This is a genomic window from Alphaproteobacteria bacterium (assembly GCA_040905865.1).
In the GTDB taxonomy this organism is placed as follows: domain Bacteria; phylum Pseudomonadota; class Alphaproteobacteria; order UBA8366.
In genome coordinates, this window is record JBBDQU010000085.1 from 175,912 (window position 1) to 201,341 (window position 25,430).

The window sequence follows — 25,430 nt, forward strand, 5'->3', positions numbered from 1 at the left end:
GAATCGACTTGGTTGCGCACGCCACGAGACGATATGGTGGCGCAGATACGCGATAATTCGCCCTGGGAGGACGTATTCACCATGTCGGAACAACACATATATCCGGTCCCCGCCGACATCGCGGCGGCAGCCTATGTCGACAACGACAAATACCTGGCCATGTACAAACAGTCCGTTGACGATCCGGAAGGATTCTGGGGCGAACAGGGCAAGCGGCTCGACTGGTTCACGCCCTATACAAAGGTCAAGGACGTTTCCTACAACCTGCCGGACGTCCATGTGAAATGGTACGAGGACGGCGCGCTGAACGCGTCCCATAACTGCCTCGACCGCCACCTGGCGACGCGCGGCGATCAGACCGCCATCATCTGGGAAGGCGACGATCCGAAGGAGGATTCGACGCTCACCTACCGTGAACTGCACGAACAGGTCTGCAAATTCGCCAATGGCCTGAAATCCATCGGCGCCCGGAAGGGCGACCGGATCACCATCTACATGCCGATGATCCCCGAGGCGGCGGTCGCCATGCTGGCCTGCGCCCGCATCGGCGCCATTCATTCGGTGGTGTTCGGCGGCTTTTCACCGGACGCGCTGGCGGGACGGATTCATGACTGCGAATCCAATATCATCATTACCGCCGACGAAGGGATCCGCGCCGGCCGGAAGATTCCGCTGAAGGCCAATACGGATGCCGCGCTGAAATCCTGTCCGACGATCAAAAAATGCGTCGTCGTCCGCCGCACCGGCGAAAAGACCGGCTGGGAAGACGGGCGCGACGTCTGGTACCACGACCTCGTCAAGGACGCTTCGGCAGACTGCCCCGCCGAGGCGATGAACGCGGAAGACCCGCTGTTCATCCTCTACACTTCGGGCTCCACCGGCAAACCAAAGGGCGTGCTGCACACAACCGGCGGATACCTGGTGTACGCGTCCATGACGCATCAGTACGTGTTCGACTATCACGATGGCGATATCTACTGGTGCACCGCCGATGTCGGCTGGGTCACCGGGCACAGCTATATCCTGTACGGGCCGCTCGCCAACGGCGCCACGACGATCATGTTCGAGGGCGTGCCGAACTATCCGGACGCCAGCCGCCACTGGCAGGTCTGCGACAAGCACAAGGTCAATATCTACTACACGGCGCCGACCGCGATCCGCGCGCTGATGCGCGAAGGCAGCGGACCGGTGGAAAAGACCAGCCGCAAATCGATCCGGCTGTTGGGCTCGGTCGGCGAACCGATCAACCCGGAGGCCTGGGAGTGGTACTACAATGTCGTCGGCGAGAAACGCTGCCCGATCGTCGATACCTGGTGGCAGACCGAAACCGGCGGTATCCTGATCACGCCGCTGCCGGGCGCAACCGCCCTGAAACCGGGCTCGGCGACGCGCCCGTTCTTCGGCATCGTCCCGCAGGTGGTCGATGCCGAGGGCAAGGCGCTGGACGGCAAGGCCGAAGGCGTGCTGTGCATCGCCGACAGCTGGCCCGGTCAGATGCGGACCCTGTATGGCGACCACCAGCGCTTTACCGATACGTACTTCAAGGACTTCCCCGGCAGGTATTTCAGCGGCGACGGCGTGCGCCGCGATGCCGACGGGTATTACTGGATCACCGGCCGCGTCGATGACGTGATCAATGTTTCCGGCCATCGCATGGGCACGGCGGAGGTCGAATCGGCCCTGGTCGCCCACAAGGCCGTGGCGGAAGCCGCTGTCGTCGGCTACCCGCATGACCTCAAGGGCCAGGGCATCTACGCCTATGTCACACTCAATATCGGTATCGAACCGAGCGAGGAACTGCGCAAGGAACTGGTGCAATGGGTCCGCAAGGAAATCGGCCCCATCGCGTCACCGGACCTGATCCAGTGGGCCCCGGGCCTGCCGAAGACCCGTTCCGGCAAGATCATGCGCCGGATCCTGCGCAAGATCGCGGAGGACGAGTTCAGCAATCTGGGCGACACCTCGACCCTGGCCGAACCCGCGGTGGTCGAAGACCTGATCGAAAACAGGATGAACCGCTAGATCAGATCATGGCTGATTGGAATCGCCTCTGGCGATCCAACAACCATGTGAATCTGATCTATCTTATTGAAAAAAAGCACCTTCACAGGATTGAAGGGAACCTGTTGCGGTTCCCTTCAATCCTGATGTGCTATAACCGGCGCCGCCGGTCAGGTTTCATGTTCCAGCGCTTCGCGCGCCCGCTGCGCGAGTTCGGCTTTCCTGAACGGCTTCTGCAGCACCACTACGCCGTCGTCCAGACGGCCATGGTGAATAATGGCGCTTTCCGCGTAACCGGACATATAAAGCGTCCGGATACCGGGATGGAAGCGGCGCACCGCGGCTGAAACGCGCGGCCCGTTCATGCCGCCTGGCAGGACGACATCGGTCAGCAGCAGGTCGATGCGCGGCGCATCGGCCGAAACGGCTATGGCCGTTCCCCCGTCACAGGCTTCCAGGACGCCGTATCCGAGGTTGGCCAGCAGCGTCACTGCAATGCTGCGCACGGCCGCGTCGTCTTCGACCACGAGAACCGTTTCGCCCTTCGCCCGCGGTATCGCTTCCGCCGGTTCATAGGGCGCGGTTTCCGGCTCGACCGTCCGGGGCAGGTACAGCTTCACCGTCGTTCCCCTGCCGATCTCACTATATATTGTCGCGTGGCCGCCCGACTGTTTCGCAAACCCGAACACCATGGAGAGCCCAAGCCCGGTTCCCCTGTTGACACCCTTTGTCGTGAAAAACGGTTCAAAGACCCGTTTCCTGACTTCAGGCGTCATACCGGTACCCGTATCCGATACCGCCAGCATGACATACTGGCCGGGCGTGACTTCCGCCTGCGCGGTGGCATATTTGTCGTCCAGTGTCACATTCGCTGTTTCGATCATCAGCCTGCCGCCATCCGGCATCGCATCGCGGGCGTTTACGGCCAGATTCAGCAGCGCGGCTTCAACCTGTGCGGGATCGGCAATGCAAAGCCATGGATTCTCCGCTGGCCTGGCCTGTATTTCAATCGTTTCTCCCAGGACGCGCTGCAGCATTTCGACCAGTCCCAGAACCTGCCCGTTCATATTGATCGCCTTCGGCGCCAGGAACGCGCGGCGCGAAAACGACAGAAGCTGCTGGTTCAGGCTGGCGCCACGCTCCGCCCCGCGAATTGCCGCTTCGATGAGAGGATGGAGCTTGTCGTCCGGATCCAGCAGTTCCTCGATCAATTCCAGATTGCCCAGAACGACGCTCAGCATATTGTTGAAATCATGGGCGACACCGCCGGTCAACTGACCGATGGCTTCCATTTTCTGTGACTGATGCAGTTCGTTTTCCAGCTGTCTCTGCACTGTCAGGTCGATCATGGCGACACCGACCGTATCGACGCTGCCGTCGAACGCCCGGATTGGAAACCTTACCCACAGCAGATGCCGCACCTCGCCATCATGCCGGGTGACATCGAATTCACGGCTCTGCGCAACGCCGGATTCGAAGACAAGGGCATCGGCGGCCGCGATGTTCCGGGCGGTGGCGTCATCGAACAACGCGGACGCCGTCTGGCCGACGATTTCGTCGATACCGCGTCCGATCCATTTGGCGAATTGCGGGTTGACATGAACATACCGGCCGTCGCGGCCCTTCATCGTCATCGAAATCGGGATATTGGCGAAAACCGACTGGAACATGCTCTCATGTGTCCGCAATTGCGCTTCCGCCAGTTCACGCCGCGCGACTTCGCGCTCATCGGCCGACGGGACCCCGGTCGAGAGTTCGGTAATGTCCGTCATCCAGTACTGAACAGCGTCCTCGTTTTCGAAGCGTGTCCTTGCGGCCCACATCCGCGTATTGAAGACGGTGTTGTCGGCGCGGCGCATCTGGACCGGGAATTCGCGCACGCGGCCTTCCGCCTCCAGTATTTGCGCCACGCTGTCGCGCGCCTGCAGGCTGACATACAGGCTGTGGGGTCCGCGTTTGAGTAACGCTTCTTCCGAAATCCTGAAAACGTCCAGCAAAACCGGATTGACATAAAGGATAGCGCCATCCAGGGCTCGCTTGATGACCAGCGGTACAGGACTGTCGTTCAGGAACGACCGCAATGCGTCGTAGTCTGATGAAGACTCATTTGGACCCGCGTAGTTATTCATGTTCGGATCGTCCAGGCCGCCCGGCCCTGACACCATAGGCTGTTTTTGTGACATAAGGAAACTATAAGCTGTTTTTGCCATTTTGGACAGGGTTAAGGCAGAGTGCGGCCGATGGCGGCTCCGGAAGCAGAGGCAGCAGCGGCCCGGCCGCGTAACGTTTGGCGGCGTTGCCAAGGGGCCGGGAATTGTTCAAGCTGCTGGTCGATCGTGTAGCGGGTTTACGGAGTGGCGCAGCCAATGGAAATGCTTGTTATCGTTAAACGGGATTGCGAAACCTGCCAGATGGTTGCGCCGGTTCTGGCCGAACTCCAGGCGGTTGCCGACGTGACGCTGTATTCGCAGGACGATCCGACATTCCCGGAAGCAACGGGCGGCGCGCGAGACGATACGTCGCTTGAGGAATCGTGGCGGCACAAAATTGATATCGTGCCGACGCTGATCTACCTGGAAAACGGGCGCGAAATCGCCCGGACCGAAGGCTGGGACCGCGCAGACTGGGTCCGCGTGACCGGCATCGAAACGCTGGGCAAAGACCTGCCGCCCTTCCGCCCCGGCTGCGGATCGAAATCCGTTGAGCCCGGCATGCCGGAACGGCTGGCGCTGAAATTCGGCAATATGCACTTCGCCTCGCGCGCGATAGAGGTCGATGAAATGGACGACCCGGCGGAGGTCGCCTATGACCGCGGCTGGACCGACGGGTTGCCGGTCATTCCGCCGACCGATCTGCGGATTGCCCGGATGCTGGCGGGAACAACCCGCAACCCGGATGAAGTCATCGGCGACATCCCGCCGAACCTGGTCCCCTGCACCGTCGAAAAAGCGGCCATCAACGCGGTCATGGCCGGGTGCCGGCCGGAATATTTCCCGGTCGTGCTGGCCGCCGTAGAAGCCGTGCTGAAGCCGGAATTCTCGATGCACGGGTTGCTGGCGACCCTCTGGTTTTCGGGCCCTGTCGTCATCGTCAACGGTCCGGTGACCCGGCGTATCGGCATGAACTCGCAGGGCAACGCGCTGGGCCAGGGCAACCGGGCCAACGCCACCATCGGCCGCGCGCTGCAGCTCATCATCCGTAATGTCGGCGGTGGACGACCGCAGGAAATCGACCGTTCCGTTTTCGGCAATCCCGGCAAATACACCTTCTGCTTTGCCGAGGACGAAACCGATCCCGACTGGGTGCCGCTGAATGTGGCGCGCGGCCATGCGCCCGGCACGTCCACGGTCACGCTGTTTCACGGCGACGGCGTGCAGGGCGTCGCCGATCAGAAATCCCGCGATCCGGAAAGCCTGGCGCGGTCGCTGGCGCTGGCGCTGTGGTCGGTCTGCCACCCGAAACTGGCGCAGTGGTCGCATGCGATCCTGGTTCTGTCGCCGGATCACTACGCGGTTTTCAGGGATGGCGGCTGGGGCCGGAAGGAAATCGAGGCCGGCATCTGGCAGGCGCTGAAACGCCCCGGCCACGAGGTGATCGAGGGGGCGGGCGGCGTCGGCGAGGGAATCGATGCGTCGCGCGCCGACGAGATAATCGACAAGTTCCATCCGGGGGGGTTGCTGGTCGTGCGGGCCGGCGGCATAGGCGGCTTGTTTTCGGCGATCATCGGCGGCTGGACCGCCCATCGCCGCAATGAGGACGTTCAAATCGTTTCACAGGAGATAGGCACATGATTCCAAGAGGATACCTGATGCGCGACCCGACGGCGGAAACCGCCGCGGTCCAGCGCGAAAGACTGGCGCCGCCCGAAGACCTTTCAGCGGCCACGATCGGGCTGCTGAGCATTTCCAAGGAACGCAGCGCCGAATTCCTGAACTATGTCGAGCAGCGGCTGACCGGACAGGGGCTGAACGTCCTGCGTTTCGAGAAACCGACCCATACGAAACCGGCGCCGGAATCGGTAATCCAGGAAATCGTCGAACGCTGCGATGTGGTCGTCGAAGGACTGGCGGATTGAGGTTCCTGTACGTCGTGCAGTCTGCATGACCTTCAGACACTCGACCGCCGTGGTATTCCGGGCTGCGCCGTGGCTTCGGAAGCGTTTCATGAAGCCGCGGCCGCGCAGATGAAGGCGCTTGGATTCGCCGCCGGGCTGGCATGGGTGCCGCATCCGATCCAGAACCGGACACCGGATGAATTGTCCCGCATCGCCGATGAAACGATTGACAGCATCCTGGCGCTGATCCGGCGGTAGCGCCGGAAGCACCGATAAAGGCGATCTGTTTTAACGGTTTTCAAAGGTTTGCGTGGTCTGTTAAGGGCCGCGCCCGCCATCCCGGCGGCGCATGCGCCGCCGGAGCAGTATTTTTATGGAAGACCAGGATATTCGGATCGGCCACGTCATTTCGGTTTCCGGCGCAACGATATCGGGCGTCATCGCGGCCGATCAGGACAGCGCCGTCGTGCAGTTCGGCGCGCTGGTCAAGATTCCAGCCGCCGACGCCGAAGTCTTCGGATTGATCGACAATTTGCGCACACAACTGGTCGTCGGCGACGGCGGCCAGACCGTTCGCCGGCTTTTCGATGTCGAACTGCTGGGCGAAACCGTCAACGGCAGCCGGTTTGAACGCGGCGTTTCCGTGTATCCGTCGCTGGAGGCGTCGATCACCCTGGCGAACGGCGACGATCTGGGCAGGGTCTATGCACGCCCCGGGGTCGAGACCATTCGCGTCGGCACGATCCACCAGGACCGTAACCTGCCGGCCTACGCCATGACGGACAAGCTGCTGGGCCATCACTTCGCGATCCTGGGAACGACCGGATCGGGAAAATCCTGCGCCGCGGCGCTGATCCTGCGCACGATCCTGACCGACCATCCCTTCGGCCATGTCATCTTTCTGGATCCGCACAACGAATACGCCCACTGCTTCGGCGACATCGCGGAACAGATCAACCTGGCGTCGCTGCGGCTGCCTTACTGGCTGCTGAATTTCGAGGAGAGCGTCGCCGTCCTGGTCAGCCGGGAAGGCACCTACCGGGACAGCGAGATCGCCATCCTGAAATCGGCAATGCTGGAAGCCAAGCGCGCCTACGGGCTGAAACACGGCGCCATCGAGCATATCACCGTCGATACGCCCGTACCCTATCATCTCGGGACGCTGAACCGCTGTATTGAAGACCAGATGTCGAAACTCGACCGGCCGGATATCGCGATCCCCTATCTGCGGCTGCAGGCGCGTATCCAGGCGCTGAAGGACGATACGCGGTTTTCCTTCATGTTCTCCGGGCTCGACGTGCGGGACAACATGACCGATATCCTGTCCCGGATCCTGCGCATTCCCGTGAACGGCAGGCCGATGACCATCCTGGATCTGTCCGGGGTGCCGTCGGAAATCATCGACGTGGTGGTGTCGATGCTGTGCCGGACCGTCTTCGATTTTGCGCTTTGGAATACCGGCGGGAAGGCCGTGCCGGTTCTGCTGGTCTGCGAGGAGGCGCACCGCTATGTCGCAGCGGATGACAGCGGGTTCGGGCCGACCAAGAAGGTCATGAGCCGGATCGCCAAGGAAGGCCGCAAATACGGCGTGTCCCTGTGCCTTGTCACGCAGCGCCCGTCGGAACTGTCGCTGGACATCCTGTCGCAGTGCAACACGCTATTCGTGCTGCGGATGAGCAACGGGCCTGACCAGGAATTCGTCCGCCACGCGGTGCCTGAAAGCGGGCTCGGGCTGATGAACGCGCTGCCGGCGCTGCGGATGCAGGAAGCTGTCGTCGTCGGCGAAGGGGTGACGATCCCCATGCGGATCCGCTTCGACGACCTGGAGCCGGAGCACCAGCCGCGCAGCGGCGTCGCCTCCTTCTCCGAAAGCTGGCGCGAACCGGACGACAAGGCGCATTTCATTGCCGACACGGTCCAGCGCTGGCGCCATCAGGCGACCTGAACGGCCGCGACCGGGCGGCGACATTGACAGGGGTCTGGAAAAAAAGGTTACTTCGGTGACCGGGGCGCAGCCGCTGTTTCAAGGAAAAGAAAAAAATTGACTGCAATTGAGCAAGGCCGGCTGACGGACGCTCCGTCCCGGATGCCGCTTTTCATTCTGGCAGGATCGCATGGATCCCTGCACTGGGCGCTGGCGATATTTTACGTGGTGCTGCCCTTCATCAAGGAAGAGCTCGGCCTCAGCTATACCGAAACGGGCCTGCTGGCATCGATCGTTCACGGCAGCGCCTTCATCGCCAATATTCCCAGCGGGATAATCGTCGACATCACGGGCCGGCGCCGGGCCTGCCAGATCGTTGCCACCGCCCTGGCCGCGGTCGGCCTGATGGGGGTCGGCTGGTCGACAAGCTACTGGATGGTTGCCGGGTTCGTATCTGTCGTCGCGATGATGAATACGCTGTGGCATCCTGCGGCGATATCCTACCTGTCCGAAAGTTATGCGGCGCGGCGCGGACTGGCGCTTTCGTTCCACACCGTCGGCGCCAGCATCGGCGACGCTGCCGCCCCGGTGGCGGCGGGCCTGTTCATTGCGATTTTCGGCTGGAACGGCGCGACGATGGCAGGGGCCGCCGTCCCGCTGGTCGCCGCCGTCCTGCTGTTTTTTCTCTTCGTTTCGCCGGAACAGACCCCCGCCCGGAAGAAATCGTCAGCCGGCGGCACGAAGATGTATCTTTCCGGCATGCGTCAGCTTGTCAGCGATGCCCAGGTCTGGAAGGTCCTCATCATGTCCGGTTTCCGCGGCACCAGCCAGGCCGGCCTGCGGACATTCCTGCCGCTGTATTTTGTCGCGGCGTTCATGGATGATCCGTTCTGGCTTGGCGTCATCATCATGGTGCTGCAGGTTGGCGGCGCGGTAACGACACCGCTTGCCGGCGCCCTGTCCGACCGGATCGGCCGAAAACCCATCCTGATGATCGGCTTCGTCGGTTCCTGCGCGGTTATCTTCGCCCTGCCATCAATCGAATCGCTCTGGCTGCTGATCGTGGCCGTGGCCCTGGCCGGCTGCTTCATCTTTTCGGTACGCCCGGTCATCCAGAGCTGGGCGCTGGACATGACGCCGCCGCAGCTGGGCGGATCGATGGTCAGCATGCAGTTCGGTACGCAATCGGCCTTCGCCATGACCGTTCCCCTCACCGGCGGGCTGATTGCCGATGCCTGGGGAATCGAATACGTCTTCTATGCGCTGGGCGCCGCCATCGTCATGGCTTGCGGAATCGCCGCCACGATCCGGGAAAAGCCTGTCGTTGCGACCTGACGAATTGCCGCTATTCGGCGACAACAAGTTCGCGGTGCGCCAGTTTCGGCAGGTCGCCGCCGGGCGCGCTTCCGAAGCGGCTGTCCAGTAGCCGGATAACCCGGTAGGCATCGTCACTGGCAAGCGAATAATAGATCAGTTTCGCCGCGCGCCGCGTGGCAACCAGTCCGTCCGCGCGCAGGCGGGCCAGCTGCTGGGAAAGCGTCGGCTGCCGGATACCCAGCAGCAGTTCGAGCTCCGTAACGGACTTTTCCCCATCGACAAGATGATACAGGATCAGGAGCCGGTTCTCATTGGCCATCGCCTTGAGGAAGGACGCTACGCTTTGGGCATTATCGAGCATGTCGCGGCCGTTGTTCGGGGTTCATGGGCAGGATCGCCCATCATCATGCTATTTCGCATCCTAGAGTGTGGGCTGGCAATTTCAACACTTTTTTTATGTTATAAAAACATAAAACTACACTTTCGTGTGTGAAATTTACCTTTGCGCGCCGGGCCAAATCGATTATTGCAGGGCCCGCGCCGTCGGTGCAGGATAATCGGGTCGGCCTCAGGAGCGGAACATGAACGGATCGGACGTAGCGCCGGAAACCAGCAACGGGCCGGACGAACGGATCTTTCTCGTCGTTGTCGACGACAGTGACGAAATGAAGGTCGCGCTGCATTTCGCGTGCCGGCGGGCCCGCAACACCGGGGGCCGCGTCGCGCTGCTGTATGTTCAGGAACCGGCCGATTTCCAGCACTGGATGGTGGTCGAGGAAATCATGCGCGAGGAACGGCGCGAGGCCGCGGAGGAACTGCTGCAGGAACTGTCGTCCGAGGTCCACGAATGGTCCGGCAAGATGCCGATATTCTTCATCCGGGAAGGCGATCGCCCTGATGCCCTGGTCAAGCTGCTGGACGAGGAACCGACCATTTCGATCGTTGTCCTCGCGGCGGGCACCGGACGCAGCGGTCCCGGGCCGATCATCGAGCACATTGTCAGCAAGGGCGTCGGACAGATCAGGGTGCCGATCACCATCGTTCCCGGTTCGCTGGGCGACGAACAGATCATCGCGATTACCTGAAGCCGCGTCCTGCATGGGCTGGCCCTGGCCACCGGCCTGGCGGCGATTGGCGACCGACCGATACAATTTTCGCTGCCGGACCGCAGCGTCTGACCGCAAAACAGCGAAATTTATACATTATTTTATCAAAATTTTTTACGCTTTTGCGCGAGTGGAAACCCCTTGATATCGGCCATACTTTATTCTTAATGCCGGTGCCCGGACCGGCGTCATGGCGGTTCCGGGTATTGTTTTTAACTTGAAGTCATCCAATTTTTCGATCAACTCTACAACGCGAAATTTGGAACGAAAGAGGAATTCGCAATTGTTCATACAGACGGAACAGACACCGAACCCGGCAACGCTGAAGTTCCTGCCCGGCCGAACGGTGCTCGAGTCGGGAACCGCGGATTTTTCCAGCAAGGAGAAAGCGGCCGGGCGTTCGCCGCTGGCGGAAAGCCTTTTCGGGGTCGAAGGCGTTGCCGCCGTGTTTTTCGGCAATGACTTCATCACCATCACCCAGGAGCCGGATAATGACTGGTATGTCATGAAACCGGCGATCCTCGGCGTGATCATGGAACATTTCACGACCGGCGCGCCGGTCATGACCGAAGCGGCGCCGACGACCGGTGCCAGCACGGCAGCGGATGACGACAATGAAATCGTCAAGCAGATCAAGGAACTGATCGATACGCGTGTACGGCCGGCCGTTGCGATGGATGGCGGGGATATCATTTTTCACGGTTTCGAGGACGGCATCGTCTACCTGCAGATGCAGGGCGCCTGTGCCGGATGCCCAAGTTCGACGGCGACGCTGAAAATGGGCATCGAGAACATGTTGCGACATTACATTCCGGAAGTCGTCGAAGTACGACCCGCAATGTAACGCAAACGCGAACGATAACGTGCAAAGGGCGAAAAGCCTGCACAGAAAGTTGACGGGTAGCGGTCTGGGGCGACCGGAAGGTCACAGGGGATGAACAGGTTGGAACGGATCGCGCCAGTTACGGCGTGCCGGGTTGTTCCTTTGCGCCGCGAACGCGGCGCCGGATCGATTGCGGTAATCGCCCTTGCGGCTACGGTCGGCGTCATGTCGATGACGTATGACCTGATGGACGAATGGCGCGTGATGGACCGCGATGAAGCAGCCCGATCGTCAGCGGCCCCACCGACGGTGCATTCACGCCAACCGTCGTCGCTCGACAAACCCGATGACGTCCAGGTGCTCGCCAATGCACCGAACATGGGATTCAAGGCCTCTGTGGCGCGCGTCAAGGATGTCTTTTCCACCGTCGGTTACAATCTTGATGCCGTGCGGAAGGGCGAAATCGAAGTCCCGCGGATCCAGCATGCATCGTTTCCGCATGACCTGAAGGAAGTGACGCATACGCCGGAACGGAAGGCGCTGTTCCTGCGGTTTATCCTGCCCTATGTGCTGGAAGCCAACAACGAGGTGCGCCAGCAGCGCCACCGGCTGGAACGGTTGCGCGACGAGCTCGACAATGGCCTCAATATCGACCCGGTGGATGCGGCATGGCTGGATCAGATGTTCCAGGACTACAAGATCAGGAACGGCGACATCCAGCTCCTGCTGCGCCGGGTGGATATTGTACCGCCTTCCCTGGCCCTCGCGCAGTCGGCGATTGAAAGCGGCTGGGGCACATCGCGCTTCGCGCTGGAAGGCAACGCGGCTTTCGGCCAGTGGACAACAGCGAATTACAAGGGGATCGTGCCGAAGGAGCGCAAGGCCGGCGCGGACCATAAAATCCGGTCTTTCAATGATTTGAAGGAATCCGTCAATTCCTATCTGCGCAACCTCAATACACATCGCGCCTATGTCGAATTCCGGATACTGCGGGCCGAACAGCGCGCAAGGAATGCGCCGATCAACAGCGCCGTGCTTGCCACAACCCTATCCCGTTATTCAGAAAAGGGGTCGGAATACGTGAAGCTGCTGCGGCAGATTATTGCCGGCAACAAGCTGCGTACGCTCGACAATGCGCGCCTCGGCGAAAATGTGGTGGCGCTGCGGCCGGACGCCTGACCCGCGTCAATCCGTCGGACGGATCGAACTCTTACCTGCCCTTGCCGACATAGAACTGCCAGCCGAACCAGCGATAGCGGTTGTCCGGGCCGGGAACGGTACAGTTCAGCCGCGACCGCCCCGGTTGGAACGGCCCCGGAAACCGGACTTCGAAACGGCTCCGGCCCAGCCGCTCGATGCTGACGGCGTCGAATTCGGGATGGTAGCATGCCAGCCTGTCCAGCCCCGCGACCGGCGCATCCACGGTAAAGCCGAAAGCGGGCGGATTTGCGCCCACAAACGGATCCGCCGGCGTGATTTCAATTGCGGGCAGCGCCAGGGCGTCTATCCGCTGGCGAAACTGCGCCATGTCGCCAAACTGTTCGTTCAATGGAAAGCGGGGCAGGAAATAACGGTCACCCAGCCGGTAGCTGGCACCGGAATGCTGGCCGAAGGCCGCGGTAAACCCCTGTTTGATGACAATGTCGCGCACGGCGCTGCTGGCCTCGCCATAGGGATAGGCAAACAGTGCCGGTACCTGGCCCAGTTCCGCCCTGAACCGCGCCGCAGCGCGTTTCAGGGCGCGTTCGATTCTCGCCTTGTCGGTTCGCGGCATGTGCAGATGGGCGTCGGTATGGGCGCCGATGGTAACTCCGGTCGCCTTCATTTCCCGGACCTGGTCCCAGTTCATATACGGTGCGTCGCCCCGGTCGACTGTCTGCGTCGCCACGAAGACCGTGAATGGCAGGCCGGCCTTGCGCAGGCGCGGCCAGGCCTGTTCAAAGACGGAAAGGTATGCATCGTCGATCGTTATTCCGATGGTCCGATCCGGCAGCGGCGTGCCGGCCTGCATGGCCGCAACAATGTCCGAAACGGGCAGTACGTTGTACGGTCCGCTTGTCAGCAGCGCCAGATGCGCGTCAAACTGCGCCAGGGTCACGCTGCTGGCAGGATAGTCGCTTTCCCCGAACCGGTGATACATGAGAACGACGGCGCCATCCGGCGCGGCGGCTTCGGATACGCCCGATACCAGAAGCAGGATCGCAGGGAACAGCAGTCGCGCACGGCGTCTGAACCTTGCGCAGGTCTTACGCGTGCGGCTAAACATGCCCATAATATAATGCGACTGTAGCATAACTCTCAAGACGGTTGCGTAACAGAGTATGCAACCATATACGGTTGCAGAGGAGATGACAGCAATGATGAAGCGGCCCGTTCTCGACGAAGCGTCCTGCAATCTGATCTTCCGCGAGGCGCGCAGCCATAACGGCTGGCTGGACCGGCCCGTGGACGATTCGCTGCTGCGCGCGGCATTCGATCTGGCAAAGATGGCGCCGACCAGCGCGAATTGTTCGCCCATGCGGATCCTCTTCCTGAAATCGGCGGAATCCCGGGAAAAACTGAAACCAGCCCTGCTGGGCGGGAATATTCCGAAAACCATGTCGGCGCCTGTCACCGCCATCCTCGGCAACGACCACGCCTTTTATGACCATTTGCCCAAACTGTTCCCGCATGAAGACGCGCGTCCGTGGTTTACCGGAAACCAGGCGCTCATCGACATGACGGCGATGCGCAACGGTTCGCTCCAGGGCGGGTATTTCATTCTGGCATGCCGCGCCGTCGGGCTCGATTGCGGGCCGATTTCCGGCTTCGACAATGCCATGGTGGACGACCTGTTTTTTCAGGGCACGCAGATCCGGTCCAATTTCATCTGCAACCTGGGCTATGGCGACCCAGCGGCGCTGTTCCCGCGCAGTCCCCGCTTCGAATTCGAAGAGGTCTGCACACTGCTGTGACCCTTTCCGTAACGGTGCTGGCAATCGATTCGGCAACGGATGCGTGTTCGGCCGCCCTGTGGCGCAACGGTGCGCTTGCCGCGCATGCGTTCACCCGGCGGCGGCACGGCCATGCCGAAATCCTGCTGCCCATGATCCGCGACGTCATGGAGCAGGCCCGGCAGGCCTTCGCGACACTCGACCTGATCGCGACAACAGTGGGACCCGGCAGTTTCACGGGGCTTCGCATCGGCCTGTCCAGCGCGCGGGCGCTGGCGCTCGCCGCCGGCAAGCCGATTATCGGCCTGACCACGCTCGAAGTCGTGGCGGCCGCGCAGCCGGCAACCGGCGACCCGCTGCTGGTCGCCATCGATTCACGGCGTGAGGACATCTTCGTGCAGTTGTTTTCATCTGACCTGTCGCCCCTTTGCCCGCCTGCGGCCATGCTTGCCGCCGATATAAAATCCATTCTGCCCGCCGGCGCCATCGCCATCGCCGGCAATGCCGCCGATGCGGTTCGACGTGCAGTTCCGTCCCGCGACCTGCGGCCCGCCGGCGGCCCGGCGCTTCCCGATGCCGGTATTCTGGCGCGCTGCGCGGCGTCGCGGTTTCCCGGCCTGTCCGGCGACGAACCGGCGCCGGGTCCGTTATACCTTCGGCCGCCGGACGCCATGTTGCCGACACGGGCCGGCCTGTGACAGAAGACAGCCAGATCACCGTCCGCCTGGCGCTTGCGGACGACATCGACGCCATCGCCTGGATATACGGCGAATGCTTCGGCGGCGCCCGGCCCCGGGAAGCGGTCGAACAATATCTCGGGCTCCAGGGTAGCTGGGCCCTGCTCGCCACGATGGGCGGGGCGCAGGCGATGACGCCCGCCGGCTTTGTTCTGGCCCGGACCGTGCTCGACGAAACGGAAGTATTCAGTGTCGGCGTCGTTTCCCTGTACCGGCGGCTCGGGGTCGGGGAAACGCTGATGGAAGGCACCCGGCGCATCGCGTCGCTGGGCGGCGCGAGGGCCATTTTTCTGGAAGTCGGCGCCGATAATCCCCAGGCACGGGCATTATACGAACAAGCCGGGTACAAAACCGTCGGCCACAGGTCCGATTACTATAAACGCGACGACGGAAACTGTGTCGATGCGATAGTGATGCGTCTTTCGATAGGAAAGACGGATGCCTCAAACTCTTGAATTATTGCTAAATATTACCAAGTAGAGTCCGTATATAAGCCTTGATACATGAGCCTTCGCAATGTTACTTTGGCAATTAACAAGTAACGATATTTTTACACGATTTTCCGGATGTATAGTGGCGAAAGAATAGTGTTTTCGCGACTATAGTGAGCAATGCAACCATAAATTTTTCGATTTAACCCCGCAGTCACAAGGGTATCTGGCAATGTCCGACACGAGCAATTCCGATATCAACGCGCGCGATTTACTGGAGCTGACCTCTGAAATCGTTGCCGCACACGTATCGAACAACTCGGTAACGATGTCGGATCTGCCGACACTGATCGAGCAGGTGTACAAGACATTGTCGAATGTCGGCAGGGACACGGACACGAATGGGGAGCGGCTGACGCCCGCCATTCCGATCAAGAAATCCATCACGCCCGATTTCATCATCTGCCTCGAAGACGGCAAGCGCCTGAAAATGCTCAAGCGGCACCTCAAGACCGCGTACAACATGACGCCTGACGAATACCGTGAACGCTGGGGGTTGCCGAGCGACTATCCGATGGTGGCCCCGAATTACGCCAATCAGCGCAGTTCGCTGGCAAAGGCCATCGGTCTGGGGACCCGGCCACGCGACAAGTAGCAATTAATGGTCGTTTGTCGCCAAATTCAGCACTTCGAAAGTGGCCGAACCGCCCTTAAGTACTATATAATTGGTGCGTGCAGCGGATTGGGGCGGTCGGCGACGCCGATTTCTCCCGATCGGCTTTGGATCACGACAATCAATGCCGTAACCACCGGCGCGTCAAAGTGAGCAGGGGCGATGCAGAACCGAATTTTGGATTTATGCCAGGAAAAGGGCCTCAAGATGACTGGGCAGCGGCGCATCATTGCGCAGGTCCTGGGCGAATCCGACGATCATCCTGACGTCGAACTGGTCCACAAACGGGCCTCCGAGCTCGATTCCCGGATCAGTATTGCGACCGTTTACCGTACCGTCCGCCTTTTCGAGGAGCAGAATATCCTGGACCGTCACGATTTTGGCGACGGTAGGGCGCGCTACGAGGAAGTCACGGAAGACCATCATGACCACCTTATCGATATCGAAAGCGGCGAGGTCATCGAGTTCAACAATGAGGAAATCGAAGACCTGCAGCAGCGGGTGGCCAAGAAACTGGGCTATCGTCTGATGGATCACCGGCTGGAGCTGTACGGGACACGCATCAAGAAGTGACAAGCCGCCCTCCTCCTGGCGGAGCGGGAATTCGATACGGAGCCGGCGCTGAATCGCCACGTGTTGCAAAATCTTGTTTTTTTGCCATTTCCGGTGTTATTATTAACGACACGCTGGCGTGGACCGGCTGTAGTGCTCGGGATGTTTCAATCGGATCGTTCTGACGCCTTTTCTGGAAGAAATTTCGTTTCTTATGGTTTTAAGTCATTGACCGGATTAAACGACACGCCTGCCGCGACGATGCGGTCGGGATACTAGCCTGGTGAAAAGGCTCTTTATCAAAACATACGGCTGTCAGATGAACGTCTACGATTCCGTCCGGATGGCGGATGTTCTGGCGCCGCATGGTTATGTATCGACGGACAGCCCGGCCGGCGCCGATATGGTCATCCTGAATACATGCCATATCCGCGAAAAGGCGGCGGAAAAGGTTTATTCGGAAATCGGCCGGATGCGCCTGTTGAAGCAGGACCGCGAAGCCGCGGGCGAACGGATGATCATCGCCGTCGGCGGCTGCGTCGGCCAGGCGGAAGGCGCTGAAATCATCGCGCGGGCGGATTGCGTCGATATGGTCTTTGGCCCGCAGACATACCACCGCCTGCCGGAACTGATCGCGCGGGTGATGCAAAAGTCGGGCACGCGGGTCGTCGACACCGAATTCCCCGAGGAAGACAAATTCGACCACCTGCCGGAGGAATCCGCGTCGCAGGGTCCGGCTGCCTTCCTGTCGGTGCAGGAGGGCTGCGACAAGTTCTGTACCTTCTGTGTCGTCCCCTATACGCGCGGCGCCGAACAGTCGCGGCCTGTCGCGGCGATCACCGACGAAGCCCGGCGTCTCGCCGCCGGCGGCTGCCGGGAGATCACGCTGCTGGGACAGAACGTCAACGCCTATCACGGCGCCGCCCCGGACGGGCGGGAATGGGGCCTCGGGCGGCTTATCCGTCACCTGGCGGATGCGGTGCCGGCCGTGGCGCGCATCCGCTACACGACGAGCCACCCCCGGGACATGGACGATGATCTGATCCAGGCGCATCGCGATGTTCCGCAGCTCATGCCGTACCTGCACCTGCCCGTGCAGTCCGGGTCCAACCGCATCCTGGCGGCAATGAACCGCCAGCATACCGCCGCGGCTTATTTTCGGATCATCGAGCGGTTGCGCGCCGCGCGCGCGGATATCGCCCTGTCGTCGGATTTCATCGTCGGGTTTCCGGGCGAAACGGACCGGGATTTCGCGGATACACTGCGCCTTGTCCGGGAAGTCACCTTCGCCCAGGCCTATTCTTTCAAATACAGCGTCCGGCCCGGGACACCGGCGGCCGGCATCGACGACCAGGTTCCGGAGCCGGTAAAGGAAGAACGGCTCGCCATGTTGCAGCAACTGCTCCTGGCGCAGCAGGAAGCCTTTAACCACGGTACGGCCGGGGCCGTGATGCCCGTCCTGTTCGATCGCAAGGGGCGTTTCCCCGGGCAGATTCAGGGCCGGTCCCCCTATATGCAATCCGTGTATGCCAAAGCCCCGGACCGGCTGATCGGATCCGTCACCGCATGCCGCATCGCCGCCGTTCACAACAGAAGCCTGCGCGGTGACATTGTTACCGAGGCGGTTGCCAGCGAAAGGGTCAGTGCTTGACTACAGTCAGCCGGATGGACGACGCGAACCCGGTTCATATCCAGTTCGACGACAACAACCTTCTGCCGCTGGTGTTCGGCGCGCATGACAAGCATCTGGTCAGGATCGAACAGCAACTCGGCGTGTCCCTGGTCGCCCGCGGGAACCGCATCGCGATATCGGGTCCGTCCGACGCCGCGACCACGGCGGGCGCCGCGCTGCGCCGTCTTTACAGTCAGGTTCGCGACGGCGAATTGCTGAACGAGGGCGATGTCGACGCCGCGGTCCGCATGGCGCAGACAGCCCGTTCCGACGATGGCGGCGCCGACAACCGCACCATGATCCAATTGCATCGCAAGCGGATTGCCGCGCGGTCCGCCGCCCAGGCCCGTTACATACAGGCCATGCGGGAAAGCAGCATGGTGTTCGCGCTGGGCCCGGCCGGTACCGGCAAAACCTATCTTGCGGTCTGTGCCGCCGTGGAACTGTTCAGCGCGGGCAAGGTGGACCGCATTATCCTGTCGCGCCCGGCCGTCGAAGCCGGCGAGCGGCTCGGGTTCCTTCCTGGCGACATGCAGGAAAAAATCGACCCGTACCTGCGGCCGCTCTTCGACGCGCTGCATGACACGCTGCCGGGCGATCAGGTGGTGCGCCGGCTTTCCAGCGGTGAATTCGAGGTCGCGCCCCTTGCCTTCATGCGGGGACGGACGCTGACCAATGCCTTTGTCATCCTGGACGAGGCGCAGAACACCACCGCGACGCAGATGAAGATGTTTCTGACACGGCTTGGCGAAAACAGCCGCATGGTGATCACGGGCGACCTGAGCCAGGTCGACCTGCCGCCGGGCACCCGGCCGGGCCTGCGCGATGCGGTCGAAACCCTGGCGGACGTTCCGGGAATCGCATTTGTCCGCTTTTCCGATGCCGATGTTGTCCGCCCGCCGCTGGTAGCGCGGATCATCCGCGCCTATGACGCCGCGGAGTCGGGTAAGGCAAAATGACGCGAGACCTGCTGCTGATCGACATAGCGACGAGAACTGCGGCCTGGGGCGCGGCGCCGTTCGACGCGGAAGCGGTTGCGCGTCGCGCCACCGGCATGGCCTGGCGCAACGCGGGAAACACGAACCGTGAATCGGAAGTCAGCATCGTGCTTGGCGACGACAGCTTCGTCCGGGAACTGAACAGCACCTATCGCGGCCAGGACAAGGCGACCAATGTGCTGTCGTTTCCGGCAGATGGCGAAAATGGCCCCGACGATGCGGCGTGCCTGCTGGGCGACATCGTTCTGGCCTATGAGACAATGGCGCGCGAAGCCGCCGAACAGAACAAAAGTCTGGCGGACCACCTGTCCCACCTGTGTGTTCACGGGTTGCTGCACCTGCTGGGTCACGACCATCAGACTCCTTCGGACGCCCGGAAGATGGAGGCGCTGGAGATTTCAATCCTGGCGGAACTGGGCATTTCCGATCCCTTTACCATTCCGGCGCAGGAGACATGACGCGTGAGCGACGACGCCAGGCCGACGATAATCGAAACAAACGGCGCCACGCCGGAAAGGGAAGCGCTGGAAGCGGAAAGGCGACCGAGCCTGCTGGACAAGATCCTGCCGTGGCGTATCCAGAAGAATGCCGATTCGACCCTGCGCGACACGTTCGAGGAATTGATCGAAGAACACGAGGAACGGGTCGAGGCCATCGATCCGGGCGAACGCGCCCTCATCGCCAACATTCTCAATTTGAGCGGCCTGAGCGCCTATGACGTGATGATTCCGCGCGCCGATATCGGCGCCGTCGACATAAACGAAACGCTGGAAGGCCTCGTCTCCCAGATCAACAAGGAAGGACACTCGCGCCTGCCGGTCTATCGCGAGACGCTGGACGACGTGGTCGGCATGGTGCACATCAAGGATGTGCTACCGGAAATGGCGGACAGCGCGAATTTCAGTCTGCGCAAGATCCTTCGGAAAATCCTGTTCGTCGCGCCATCGATGCCGGTTCTCGACCTGTTGCTGCAAATGCAGATGACCCATCTGCACATGGCGCTGGTGATCGACGAATATGGCGGGATCGACGGCCTGATCACCATTGAGGACCTGGTCGAGCAGATTGTCGGTGAAATCGAGGACGAGCACGACGCCGAGGTGGGCCCGCAACTGATCCGGGGCGCGCAGGGGTCGCTCATCGCCGATGCGCGGGTGACCGTCGAGCAGTTCGAAGCCGAAGTCGGCACTATTCTGACAGACGAGGAGCGCGAAGAGGATATCGACACGCTTGGCGGATTCCTGTTTTCCCTTACGGGCCGAGTCCCGACGCGCGGCGAACTGATCGTTCATGAACCCTCTGGCGTCGAGTTTGAAATACTCGATGCCGATCCGCGCCGTATCAAGCGGCTGCGAGTCCGGAACCTGCCAACCGCCGACGTGGCGGATGACTGACCCGGTTGCCGGCGGCGCGGCCGCCCGGACAATCCCCGCCGCCGTCGCCTTCCGGTTTGCCGCAATTTCGGGCTGGCGGCGATACATGGCGGCTTTCTGTCTCGGCTGCGTCCTGACACTGACATTGCCGCCGGTATACCTGTTTCCGCTGAATTTCCTGATCTTTCCGGCGCTGCTCTGGATACTGGCCGGCGCGGCGACGCGCCGTGCCGCATTCTTTACCGGATGGTGGTTCGGTTTCGGCTTTTTTGCGATCGGGCTGTACTGGATCGGGAACGCACTGCTTGTATTCGCCGCGAAATTCGCCTGGATGCTCCCCTTCGTCGTATTGGGCCTTCCCGCCGTCCTGGCGATCTATACCGGTCTGGCGGCGCTCGTCGCCTGGAAAGGCCGAAACAACCTGGAGCGCGCGCTGCTGTTTGCGCTGGCCTGGTCGTGCGCCGAATGGCTGCGGGGCCATCTCCTGACGGGATTGCCCTGGAACCTGATCGGCTATGGCTGGACGGGTTCGGATGCCATGCTGCAGCTAGCCTCGCTGATCGGCGCCTATGGCGTCGGCCTTTTCGTCATCGTCACCGCCTGTCTTCCCGCCGCGATAGCCGATCCGTCAGGGCGCCGGCGGTGGATCGCGCCCGCCGTTGCGCTTGTCGTGCCGGTCGTCGTCTGGATCGTCGGCGGCGCCCGGTTGCCCGACGGGATGGATGCCGGCACCGGCACCGGCGTGGGCATCCGGATCGTGCAGTCCAGTATCCCGCAGACGGAAAAATGGGCGCCGGAACACCAGCAGCGGAACCTGCGGCAATTCCTCGACCTGAGCCGGCGGGATCGCCCGGACTGGGTTTCTCATGTGATCTGGCCGGAAACCGCGGCGACGTTCTTCCTGTCCAATGCGCCTGAACTGCGCAGGCTGCTGGCGACGGTCGTGCCGCAGGGCGGCCTGTTGCTGACCGGCGCCCCGCGCCATGAAGTTAATCCGTATCGCCTCATGAACGCGATGATCGTCATTGATGCGGCGGGACAAATTATCGGCCATTACGACAAGTTCCACCTGGTTCCGTTTGGCGAATACGTTCCGCTGTCGCAGTACCTGCCGCTTCCGAAACTTACAGCCGGCGGTACGGGATTCACGCCAGGGCCGGGCCCCCGGACATTACGGCTCCCGGGCCTGCCGCCGGTCGGTCCGCTGATCTGCTACGAGGTTATTTTTCCGGGCCATATTGTCGCACCCGAAGACAGGCCGGCATGGCTGTTGAACCTGACCAACGACGCCTGGTATGGAAAATCCTCGGGCCCGCACCAGCATCTGGCCCAGGCGCGCGTGCGGGCGGCCGAAGAGGGGCTGCCCATGATTCGGGCGGCGTATTCGGGCATATCCGCCGTCATCGACCCCTATGGCAGAATTCTGCAGCGGCTGGGTCTGGGCGAGGCCGGAACGATCGACGCGCGCCTGCCGTCCGGCATTCAAGGGACAACATTCTACACACGTCACGGCACCGCGCTTTATGTTGGGTTGCTTTTTTGCGTTCTCGCTACATATGTATCCCTGCGATTTAGGAAAACATTATAGATTTCACGTAAAAATGGATCGATCCGGGCCTTGACGCGGGAAATACTCCTGCCATATTGCGGGCCGTAAATTATTGGAGATATTCTAAGATGCAAGCGAATGCCAGGGCGGAAGAAGTCCAGACAGGATACGGCACCGGTCGTCCTAACCCTGTTGATATTCATGTCGGAAAGCGGGTACGCCTGCGCCGGACCCTGCTGGGTATCAGTCAGGAAAAGCTGGGCGATGCTATCGGTCTGACATTTCAGCAGGTCCAGAAATACGAACGCGGCGCCAACCGGATTGGCTCCAGCCGGCTTTTCGACCTGTCCCGTGTCCTGGATGTCCCTGTTTCGTTTTTCTTTGACGACATGCCCCCGGAAATTTCCGAAAGCACATCCGGTCCCGGAACGGAATCGATTGCGCCTGCCGGGGATAGCGGCGAAGCGGATCCTCTGGCCAAGCGCGAAACGCTGGAACTTGTCCGGGCATATTATCGAATCAAGGATCCCGCCGTGCGCAAACGGCTGTTCGACCTGACAAAATCCCTGGCTGACACAAGCGAGGCCTGATCCGCAAAAGACAACGGATACGGGCCGCGCGAGCCTGATTCCGCTCGTTCCGGCGGCGTCGTTTTTCATGTGCCGGGACGACCGCGTTTGATTTCGCTGGCCGGTTAGCGTATCCAACGGCAACTGAAATCACAAAATCGGGGAAGAATCTTGACAAAAGGCGATTTTCTATTCACAAGCGAATCCGTATCCGAAGGTCATCCTGACAAGGTCAGCGACCGGATTTCCGACGAAGTTGTCGATCTGTTTCTTGGCGAGGACCCATTGTCGCGCGTTGCCTGCGAAACGCTGTGCACGACAAACCGGATAGTACTGGCGGGCGAAGTTCGCGGCCCCTCAAGCATCGTCAGCGCCTCGGGCGAAGTCGATGCGGGGAAGCTCGAAGCGCTGGCGCGGGCCGCCATCAGGGATATCGGATATGAACAATCCGGGTTTCACTGGAAAAAACTTTCGTTCGAATGCCATTTGCATGGCCAGTCGGTCGATATCGCCCAGGGCGTCGATGCCGCGGGCAACAAGGATGAAGGCGCCGGCGACCAGGGGCTGATGTTCGGCTTTGCCTGCCGTGAAACGCCCGTCCTGATGCCGGCCGCCATTCATTACAGCCACGAAATCCTGCGCCGGCTCGCCGCAGCGCGGCATTCCGGCGAGATATCGGGTATCGGCCCGGACTCGAAAAGCCAGGTGACACTGGAATACGTGGCCGGCAAGCCGGTCCGCGCGACATCCGTCGTCGTCTCGACGCAACATGACGAAGGGCTGGAACAGTCCGACGTCCGCGAGATCGTGCGCCCCTTCGTGGAGAGCGTCCTGCCCGCCGGCTGGATGTGTCCCGAGGCCAGTTTCTATGTCAATCCGACCGGCCGATTCGTCATCGGCGGTCCGGACAGCGATTGCGGCCTGACCGGGCGCAAGATCATTGTCGATACCTATGGCGGCGCCGCGCCGCACGGCGGTGGTGCATTTTCCGGCAAGGATCCGTCAAAGGTCGACCGGTCAGCCGCCTACGCCGCCCGCTACGTGGCGAAAAACGTCGTCGCGGCAGGGTTGGCCGAGCGTTGCACGATTCAGGTCGCCTATGCGATCGGCGTATCGAAGCCGCTATCGGTTTATGTCGATACGCAGGGCACCGGTACCGTCGATGATGACAAATTGACGGGCGCCATTCAGGAAGCGATGGATCTCAGCCCCCGCAACATCCGCGAACATCTGAATCTGAGCCGGCCGGTTTATGTGCCGACATCGGCGTATGGCCATTTCGGCCGTGAAGCCACCGCGGATGGCGCATTTTCATGGGAGCGGACGGATCTGGTCGAACCCCTGAAGGCCGCGCTGACCTGATACCGGCGCAAATTGCCTTCCGGTAACGACGAAGCACGCCGGATCTTTTACGGCAGGCGCTTCGGGCGCAGGCTGCGGCCGCGAAAGCGGCGGCTTGTGGAAACGCTGCTGCCGCAGGTCGCCGTCGGTCCGCCTGTGCTGGCGGCGGCGCGGGGCGATATCGGGGCACTGTTCGATCCGCCGGCCAGCCGGGTCTGGCTGGAAATCGGTTTCGGCGGCGGCGAACATATCGCCGCGCAGGCGCGCGACAACCCGGATATCGGCCTGATCGGCTGCGAACCCTTCGTCAACGGGGTCGCATCGCTGCTCGATGAAATGGACCGGGAGAATACGCGCAATATCCGCATCTTTGCCGATGATGCGCGTATTTTGCTGGACGCCCTGCCGGAGGCGTCCATTGCCCGCTGTTTCGTTCTGTTCCCGGACCCCTGGCCCAAATTGCGGCATAACCGCCGGCGGTTCGTTTCCCGTGACAATCTCGATTCCCTGGCGCGCGTGCTGCAGGACGGTGCGGAATTGCGTATCGCCAGCGACCATAGCGAATATGTGCGCTGGATTCTTCTCGAGACCCTCGCACATGACGCATTCGAATGGCTGGCGCGCCGCGCCGCGGATTGGCGCGTCCCGCCGCCCGACTGGAAGCGCACGCGCTACGAGGAAAAGGCGCTGGCGAACGGAGATCGATGCGCCTATCTGCGGTTCCGGAGAAATAGTCGCGGATAACCCTTGAGAAATCCGGGAATATCGCCTAAATAAGTAGCGTTATTCCCATACACCGATTAATCGGCTGTTATATTGGGTGGGCCCGCGGGCCCGCCCATTTTAGTTTCTGCTCGGGACTGCCTGATGGATGCGTCCAAACGAATAGAGGACATGATCGCCGCCCCGCTCGAAAACCTGGGGTATGAAGTGGTGCGTGTGCAGATTACCGGATCGCAGCGACAGACCCTTCAGGTCATGGCCGAACGGCTGGATGGAATACCGATTGTCGTGGAGGACTGCGCGACAATCAGCCGGACACTGTCGGCGCTTTTTGATGTCGAGGATCCGATCAGCGGCGCTTATACGCTGGAAGTCAGTTCGCCGGGACTGGACCGGCCGTTGACCCGGCCAAAGGATTTCGAACGGTTCGCGGGCCTTGAGGCGCGGATCGAACTTCGTCGCCTGATCGACGGCCGGCGGCGGTTTCGCGGTAAACTCGCGGGATTGGATGGCGATACGGTACGAATCGACGTCGACGGGACAGTTGTCGAACTGCCCTTTGCCGAAATCGATCGCGCCAAGCTGATCCTCACGGATGAATTACTGGCGCTGGCTGGCGCCGGTGACGTTCAACATTAACTCACGAGAAGACAG

25 protein-coding genes are annotated in these 25,430 nt (G+C 61.3%); 22 read left to right on the forward strand and 3 right to left on the reverse strand.

Annotation, left to right across the window (positions count from 1 at the left end; translation table 11 throughout):
- The first annotated feature begins 81 nt into the window (after positions 1–81).
- Entirely contained in the window at positions 82–2,022 is a 1,941-nt protein-coding gene (gene acs, locus WD767_20880) for an acetate--CoA ligase (GenBank protein ID MEX2618547.1), read from the forward strand.
- Between the two features lie 149 nt (positions 2,023–2,171).
- Here the strand turns inward: acs and WD767_20885 are convergent, their stop codons facing one another.
- Positions 2,172–4,130, reverse strand: a complete 1,959-nt coding sequence (locus tag WD767_20885) for a PAS domain-containing protein (GenBank protein MEX2618548.1) — start codon at positions 4,128–4,130, stop codon at positions 2,172–2,174.
- 237 nt (positions 4,131–4,367) lie between these two features.
- Between WD767_20885 and WD767_20890 the strand changes: the two genes are divergently transcribed.
- From WD767_20890 to WD767_20905, 4 genes are all read left to right on the forward strand, one after another.
- Positions 4,368–5,792 (forward strand): thioredoxin family protein, encoded by a 1,425-nt coding sequence (locus tag WD767_20890; protein ID MEX2618549.1) that lies wholly within the window; start codon positions 4,368–4,370, stop codon positions 5,790–5,792.
- A complete protein-coding gene (locus WD767_20895) occupies positions 5,789–6,313 on the forward strand; it encodes a UGSC family (seleno)protein (GenBank protein MEX2618550.1) in 525 nt (174 codons plus the stop codon). Before WD767_20890 ends, WD767_20895 begins: the two co-directional genes overlap by 4 nt.
- A 115-nt stretch (positions 6,314–6,428) precedes the next feature.
- A complete protein-coding gene (locus WD767_20900; GenBank protein ID MEX2618551.1) occupies positions 6,429–8,000 on the forward strand; it encodes a DUF87 domain-containing protein in 1,572 nt (523 codons plus the stop codon).
- Between the two features lie 141 nt (positions 8,001–8,141).
- On the forward strand, positions 8,142–9,314 hold the full coding sequence (locus WD767_20905) for an MFS transporter (GenBank protein MEX2618552.1): 1,173 nt from the start codon (positions 8,142–8,144) through the stop codon (positions 9,312–9,314).
- Positions 9,315–9,324: 10 nt separating this feature from the next.
- Here the strand turns inward: WD767_20905 and WD767_20910 are convergent, their stop codons facing one another.
- A complete protein-coding gene (locus tag WD767_20910; GenBank protein ID MEX2618553.1) occupies positions 9,325–9,657 on the reverse strand; it encodes a metalloregulator ArsR/SmtB family transcription factor in 333 nt (110 codons plus the stop codon).
- Positions 9,658–9,877: 220 nt separating this feature from the next.
- Here WD767_20910 and WD767_20915 point away from each other — a divergent pair, with 220 nt between their 5' ends.
- The 3 genes from WD767_20915 (at position 9,878) to WD767_20925 (ending at position 12,404) form a co-directional block, all read left to right on the forward strand.
- Positions 9,878–10,381, forward strand: a complete 504-nt coding sequence (locus WD767_20915) for a universal stress protein (GenBank protein ID MEX2618554.1) — start codon at positions 9,878–9,880, stop codon at positions 10,379–10,381.
- A 304-nt stretch (positions 10,382–10,685) separates the two neighbouring features.
- Positions 10,686–11,246 carry a NifU family protein gene (locus WD767_20920; protein MEX2618555.1) on the forward strand — a complete coding sequence of 187 codons (561 nt, stop codon included), beginning with the start codon at positions 10,686–10,688 and terminating at the stop codon, positions 11,244–11,246.
- A gap of 90 nt (positions 11,247–11,336) precedes the next feature.
- Positions 11,337–12,404 (forward strand): glucosaminidase domain-containing protein, encoded by a 1,068-nt coding sequence (locus WD767_20925; protein ID MEX2618556.1) that lies wholly within the window; start codon positions 11,337–11,339, stop codon positions 12,402–12,404.
- A gap of 31 nt (positions 12,405–12,435) precedes the next feature.
- On the opposite strand, the gene WD767_20930 is transcribed toward WD767_20925, so the two are convergent.
- Positions 12,436–13,497 (reverse strand): polysaccharide deacetylase family protein, encoded by a 1,062-nt coding sequence (locus WD767_20930; GenBank protein MEX2618557.1) that lies wholly within the window; start codon positions 13,495–13,497, stop codon positions 12,436–12,438.
- A gap of 76 nt (positions 13,498–13,573) precedes the next feature.
- On the opposite strand from WD767_20930, the gene WD767_20935 reads away from it, so the two are divergent.
- The 14 genes from WD767_20935 (at position 13,574) to rimP (ending at position 25,415) form a co-directional block, all read left to right on the forward strand.
- Complete coding sequence (locus WD767_20935) at positions 13,574–14,179, forward strand: malonic semialdehyde reductase (GenBank protein MEX2618558.1); 606 nt, start codon at positions 13,574–13,576, stop codon at positions 14,177–14,179.
- Positions 14,176–14,856, forward strand: a complete 681-nt coding sequence (gene tsaB, locus WD767_20940; protein ID MEX2618559.1) for a tRNA (adenosine(37)-N6)-threonylcarbamoyltransferase complex dimerization subunit type 1 TsaB — start codon at positions 14,176–14,178, stop codon at positions 14,854–14,856. Before WD767_20935 ends, tsaB begins: the two co-directional genes overlap by 4 nt.
- Positions 14,853–15,350, forward strand: a complete 498-nt coding sequence (locus WD767_20945) for a GNAT family N-acetyltransferase (GenBank protein MEX2618560.1) — start codon at positions 14,853–14,855, stop codon at positions 15,348–15,350. The genes tsaB and WD767_20945 overlap by 4 nt, the downstream gene beginning before the upstream one ends.
- Positions 15,351–15,558: 208 nt before the next feature.
- Positions 15,559–15,981: a MucR family transcriptional regulator gene (locus tag WD767_20950; GenBank protein MEX2618561.1), complete on the forward strand. Its 423-nt coding sequence runs from the start codon at positions 15,559–15,561 to the stop codon at positions 15,979–15,981.
- A gap of 180 nt (positions 15,982–16,161) precedes the next feature.
- Positions 16,162–16,572, forward strand: a complete 411-nt coding sequence (locus WD767_20955; protein MEX2618562.1) for a Fur family transcriptional regulator — start codon at positions 16,162–16,164, stop codon at positions 16,570–16,572.
- A 259-nt stretch (positions 16,573–16,831) separates the two neighbouring features.
- Positions 16,832–18,202: a tRNA (N6-isopentenyl adenosine(37)-C2)-methylthiotransferase MiaB gene (gene miaB / locus WD767_20960; GenBank protein ID MEX2618563.1), complete on the forward strand. Its 1,371-nt coding sequence runs from the start codon at positions 16,832–16,834 to the stop codon at positions 18,200–18,202.
- Positions 18,203–18,216: 14 nt separating this feature from the next.
- Positions 18,217–19,182 carry a PhoH family protein gene (locus WD767_20965; GenBank protein MEX2618564.1) on the forward strand — a complete coding sequence of 322 codons (966 nt, stop codon included), beginning with the start codon at positions 18,217–18,219 and terminating at the stop codon, positions 19,180–19,182.
- Positions 19,179–19,679, forward strand: a complete 501-nt coding sequence (gene ybeY, locus WD767_20970; protein MEX2618565.1) for an rRNA maturation RNase YbeY — start codon at positions 19,179–19,181, stop codon at positions 19,677–19,679. The genes WD767_20965 and ybeY overlap by 4 nt, the downstream gene beginning before the upstream one ends.
- A 3-nt stretch (positions 19,680–19,682) precedes the next feature.
- Positions 19,683–20,615: a hemolysin family protein gene (locus WD767_20975; protein ID MEX2618566.1), complete on the forward strand. Its 933-nt coding sequence runs from the start codon at positions 19,683–19,685 to the stop codon at positions 20,613–20,615.
- Positions 20,608–22,182 carry an apolipoprotein N-acyltransferase gene (gene lnt, locus WD767_20980; GenBank protein MEX2618567.1) on the forward strand — a complete coding sequence of 525 codons (1,575 nt, stop codon included), beginning with the start codon at positions 20,608–20,610 and terminating at the stop codon, positions 22,180–22,182. The genes WD767_20975 and lnt overlap by 8 nt, the downstream gene beginning before the upstream one ends.
- Before the next feature lie 89 nt (positions 22,183–22,271).
- On the forward strand, positions 22,272–22,733 hold the full coding sequence (locus tag WD767_20985) for a helix-turn-helix transcriptional regulator (protein MEX2618568.1): 462 nt from the start codon (positions 22,272–22,274) through the stop codon (positions 22,731–22,733).
- Between the two features lie 150 nt (positions 22,734–22,883).
- Positions 22,884–24,074, forward strand: coding sequence for a methionine adenosyltransferase (gene metK / locus WD767_20990; protein ID MEX2618569.1), 1,191 nt, complete (start codon positions 22,884–22,886; stop codon positions 24,072–24,074).
- A gap of 96 nt (positions 24,075–24,170) precedes the next feature.
- Positions 24,171–24,797, forward strand: coding sequence for a tRNA (guanine(46)-N(7))-methyltransferase TrmB (locus tag WD767_20995; GenBank protein ID MEX2618570.1), 627 nt, complete (start codon positions 24,171–24,173; stop codon positions 24,795–24,797).
- Between the two features lie 123 nt (positions 24,798–24,920).
- Entirely contained in the window at positions 24,921–25,415 is a 495-nt protein-coding gene (rimP, locus tag WD767_21000; GenBank protein MEX2618571.1) for a ribosome maturation factor RimP, read from the forward strand.
- Positions 25,416–25,430 lie beyond the last annotated feature (15 nt).

Coding starts and splice junctions, on each gene's coding strand:
- ybeY (MEX2618565.1), top strand. CDS start 19,179: ATGACGCGAGACCTGCTGCTGATCGACATAGCGACGAGAACTGCGGCC.
- WD767_20910 (MEX2618553.1), bottom strand. CDS start 9,657: ATGCTCGATAATGCCCAAAGCGTAGCGTCCTTCCTCAAGGCGATGGCC.
- acs (MEX2618547.1), top strand. CDS start 82: ATGTCGGAACAACACATATATCCGGTCCCCGCCGACATCGCGGCGGCA.
- rimP (MEX2618571.1), top strand. CDS start 24,921: ATGGATGCGTCCAAACGAATAGAGGACATGATCGCCGCCCCGCTCGAA.
- WD767_20955 (MEX2618562.1), top strand. CDS start 16,162: ATGCAGAACCGAATTTTGGATTTATGCCAGGAAAAGGGCCTCAAGATG.
- WD767_20915 (MEX2618554.1), top strand. CDS start 9,878: ATGAACGGATCGGACGTAGCGCCGGAAACCAGCAACGGGCCGGACGAA.
- WD767_20890 (MEX2618549.1), top strand. CDS start 4,368: ATGGAAATGCTTGTTATCGTTAAACGGGATTGCGAAACCTGCCAGATG.
- WD767_20935 (MEX2618558.1), top strand. CDS start 13,574: ATGACAGCAATGATGAAGCGGCCCGTTCTCGACGAAGCGTCCTGCAAT.
- WD767_20925 (MEX2618556.1), top strand. CDS start 11,337: ATGAACAGGTTGGAACGGATCGCGCCAGTTACGGCGTGCCGGGTTGTT.
- WD767_20905 (MEX2618552.1), top strand. CDS start 8,142: ATGCCGCTTTTCATTCTGGCAGGATCGCATGGATCCCTGCACTGGGCG.
- WD767_20885 (MEX2618548.1), bottom strand. CDS start 4,130: ATGAATAACTACGCGGGTCCAAATGAGTCTTCATCAGACTACGACGCA.
- lnt (MEX2618567.1), top strand. CDS start 20,608: ATGACTGACCCGGTTGCCGGCGGCGCGGCCGCCCGGACAATCCCCGCC.
- WD767_20965 (MEX2618564.1), top strand. CDS start 18,217: ATGGACGACGCGAACCCGGTTCATATCCAGTTCGACGACAACAACCTT.
- WD767_20900 (MEX2618551.1), top strand. CDS start 6,429: ATGGAAGACCAGGATATTCGGATCGGCCACGTCATTTCGGTTTCCGGC.
- WD767_20930 (MEX2618557.1), bottom strand. CDS start 13,497: ATGGGCATGTTTAGCCGCACGCGTAAGACCTGCGCAAGGTTCAGACGC.
- WD767_20950 (MEX2618561.1), top strand. CDS start 15,559: ATGTCCGACACGAGCAATTCCGATATCAACGCGCGCGATTTACTGGAG.
- WD767_20985 (MEX2618568.1), top strand. CDS start 22,272: ATGCAAGCGAATGCCAGGGCGGAAGAAGTCCAGACAGGATACGGCACC.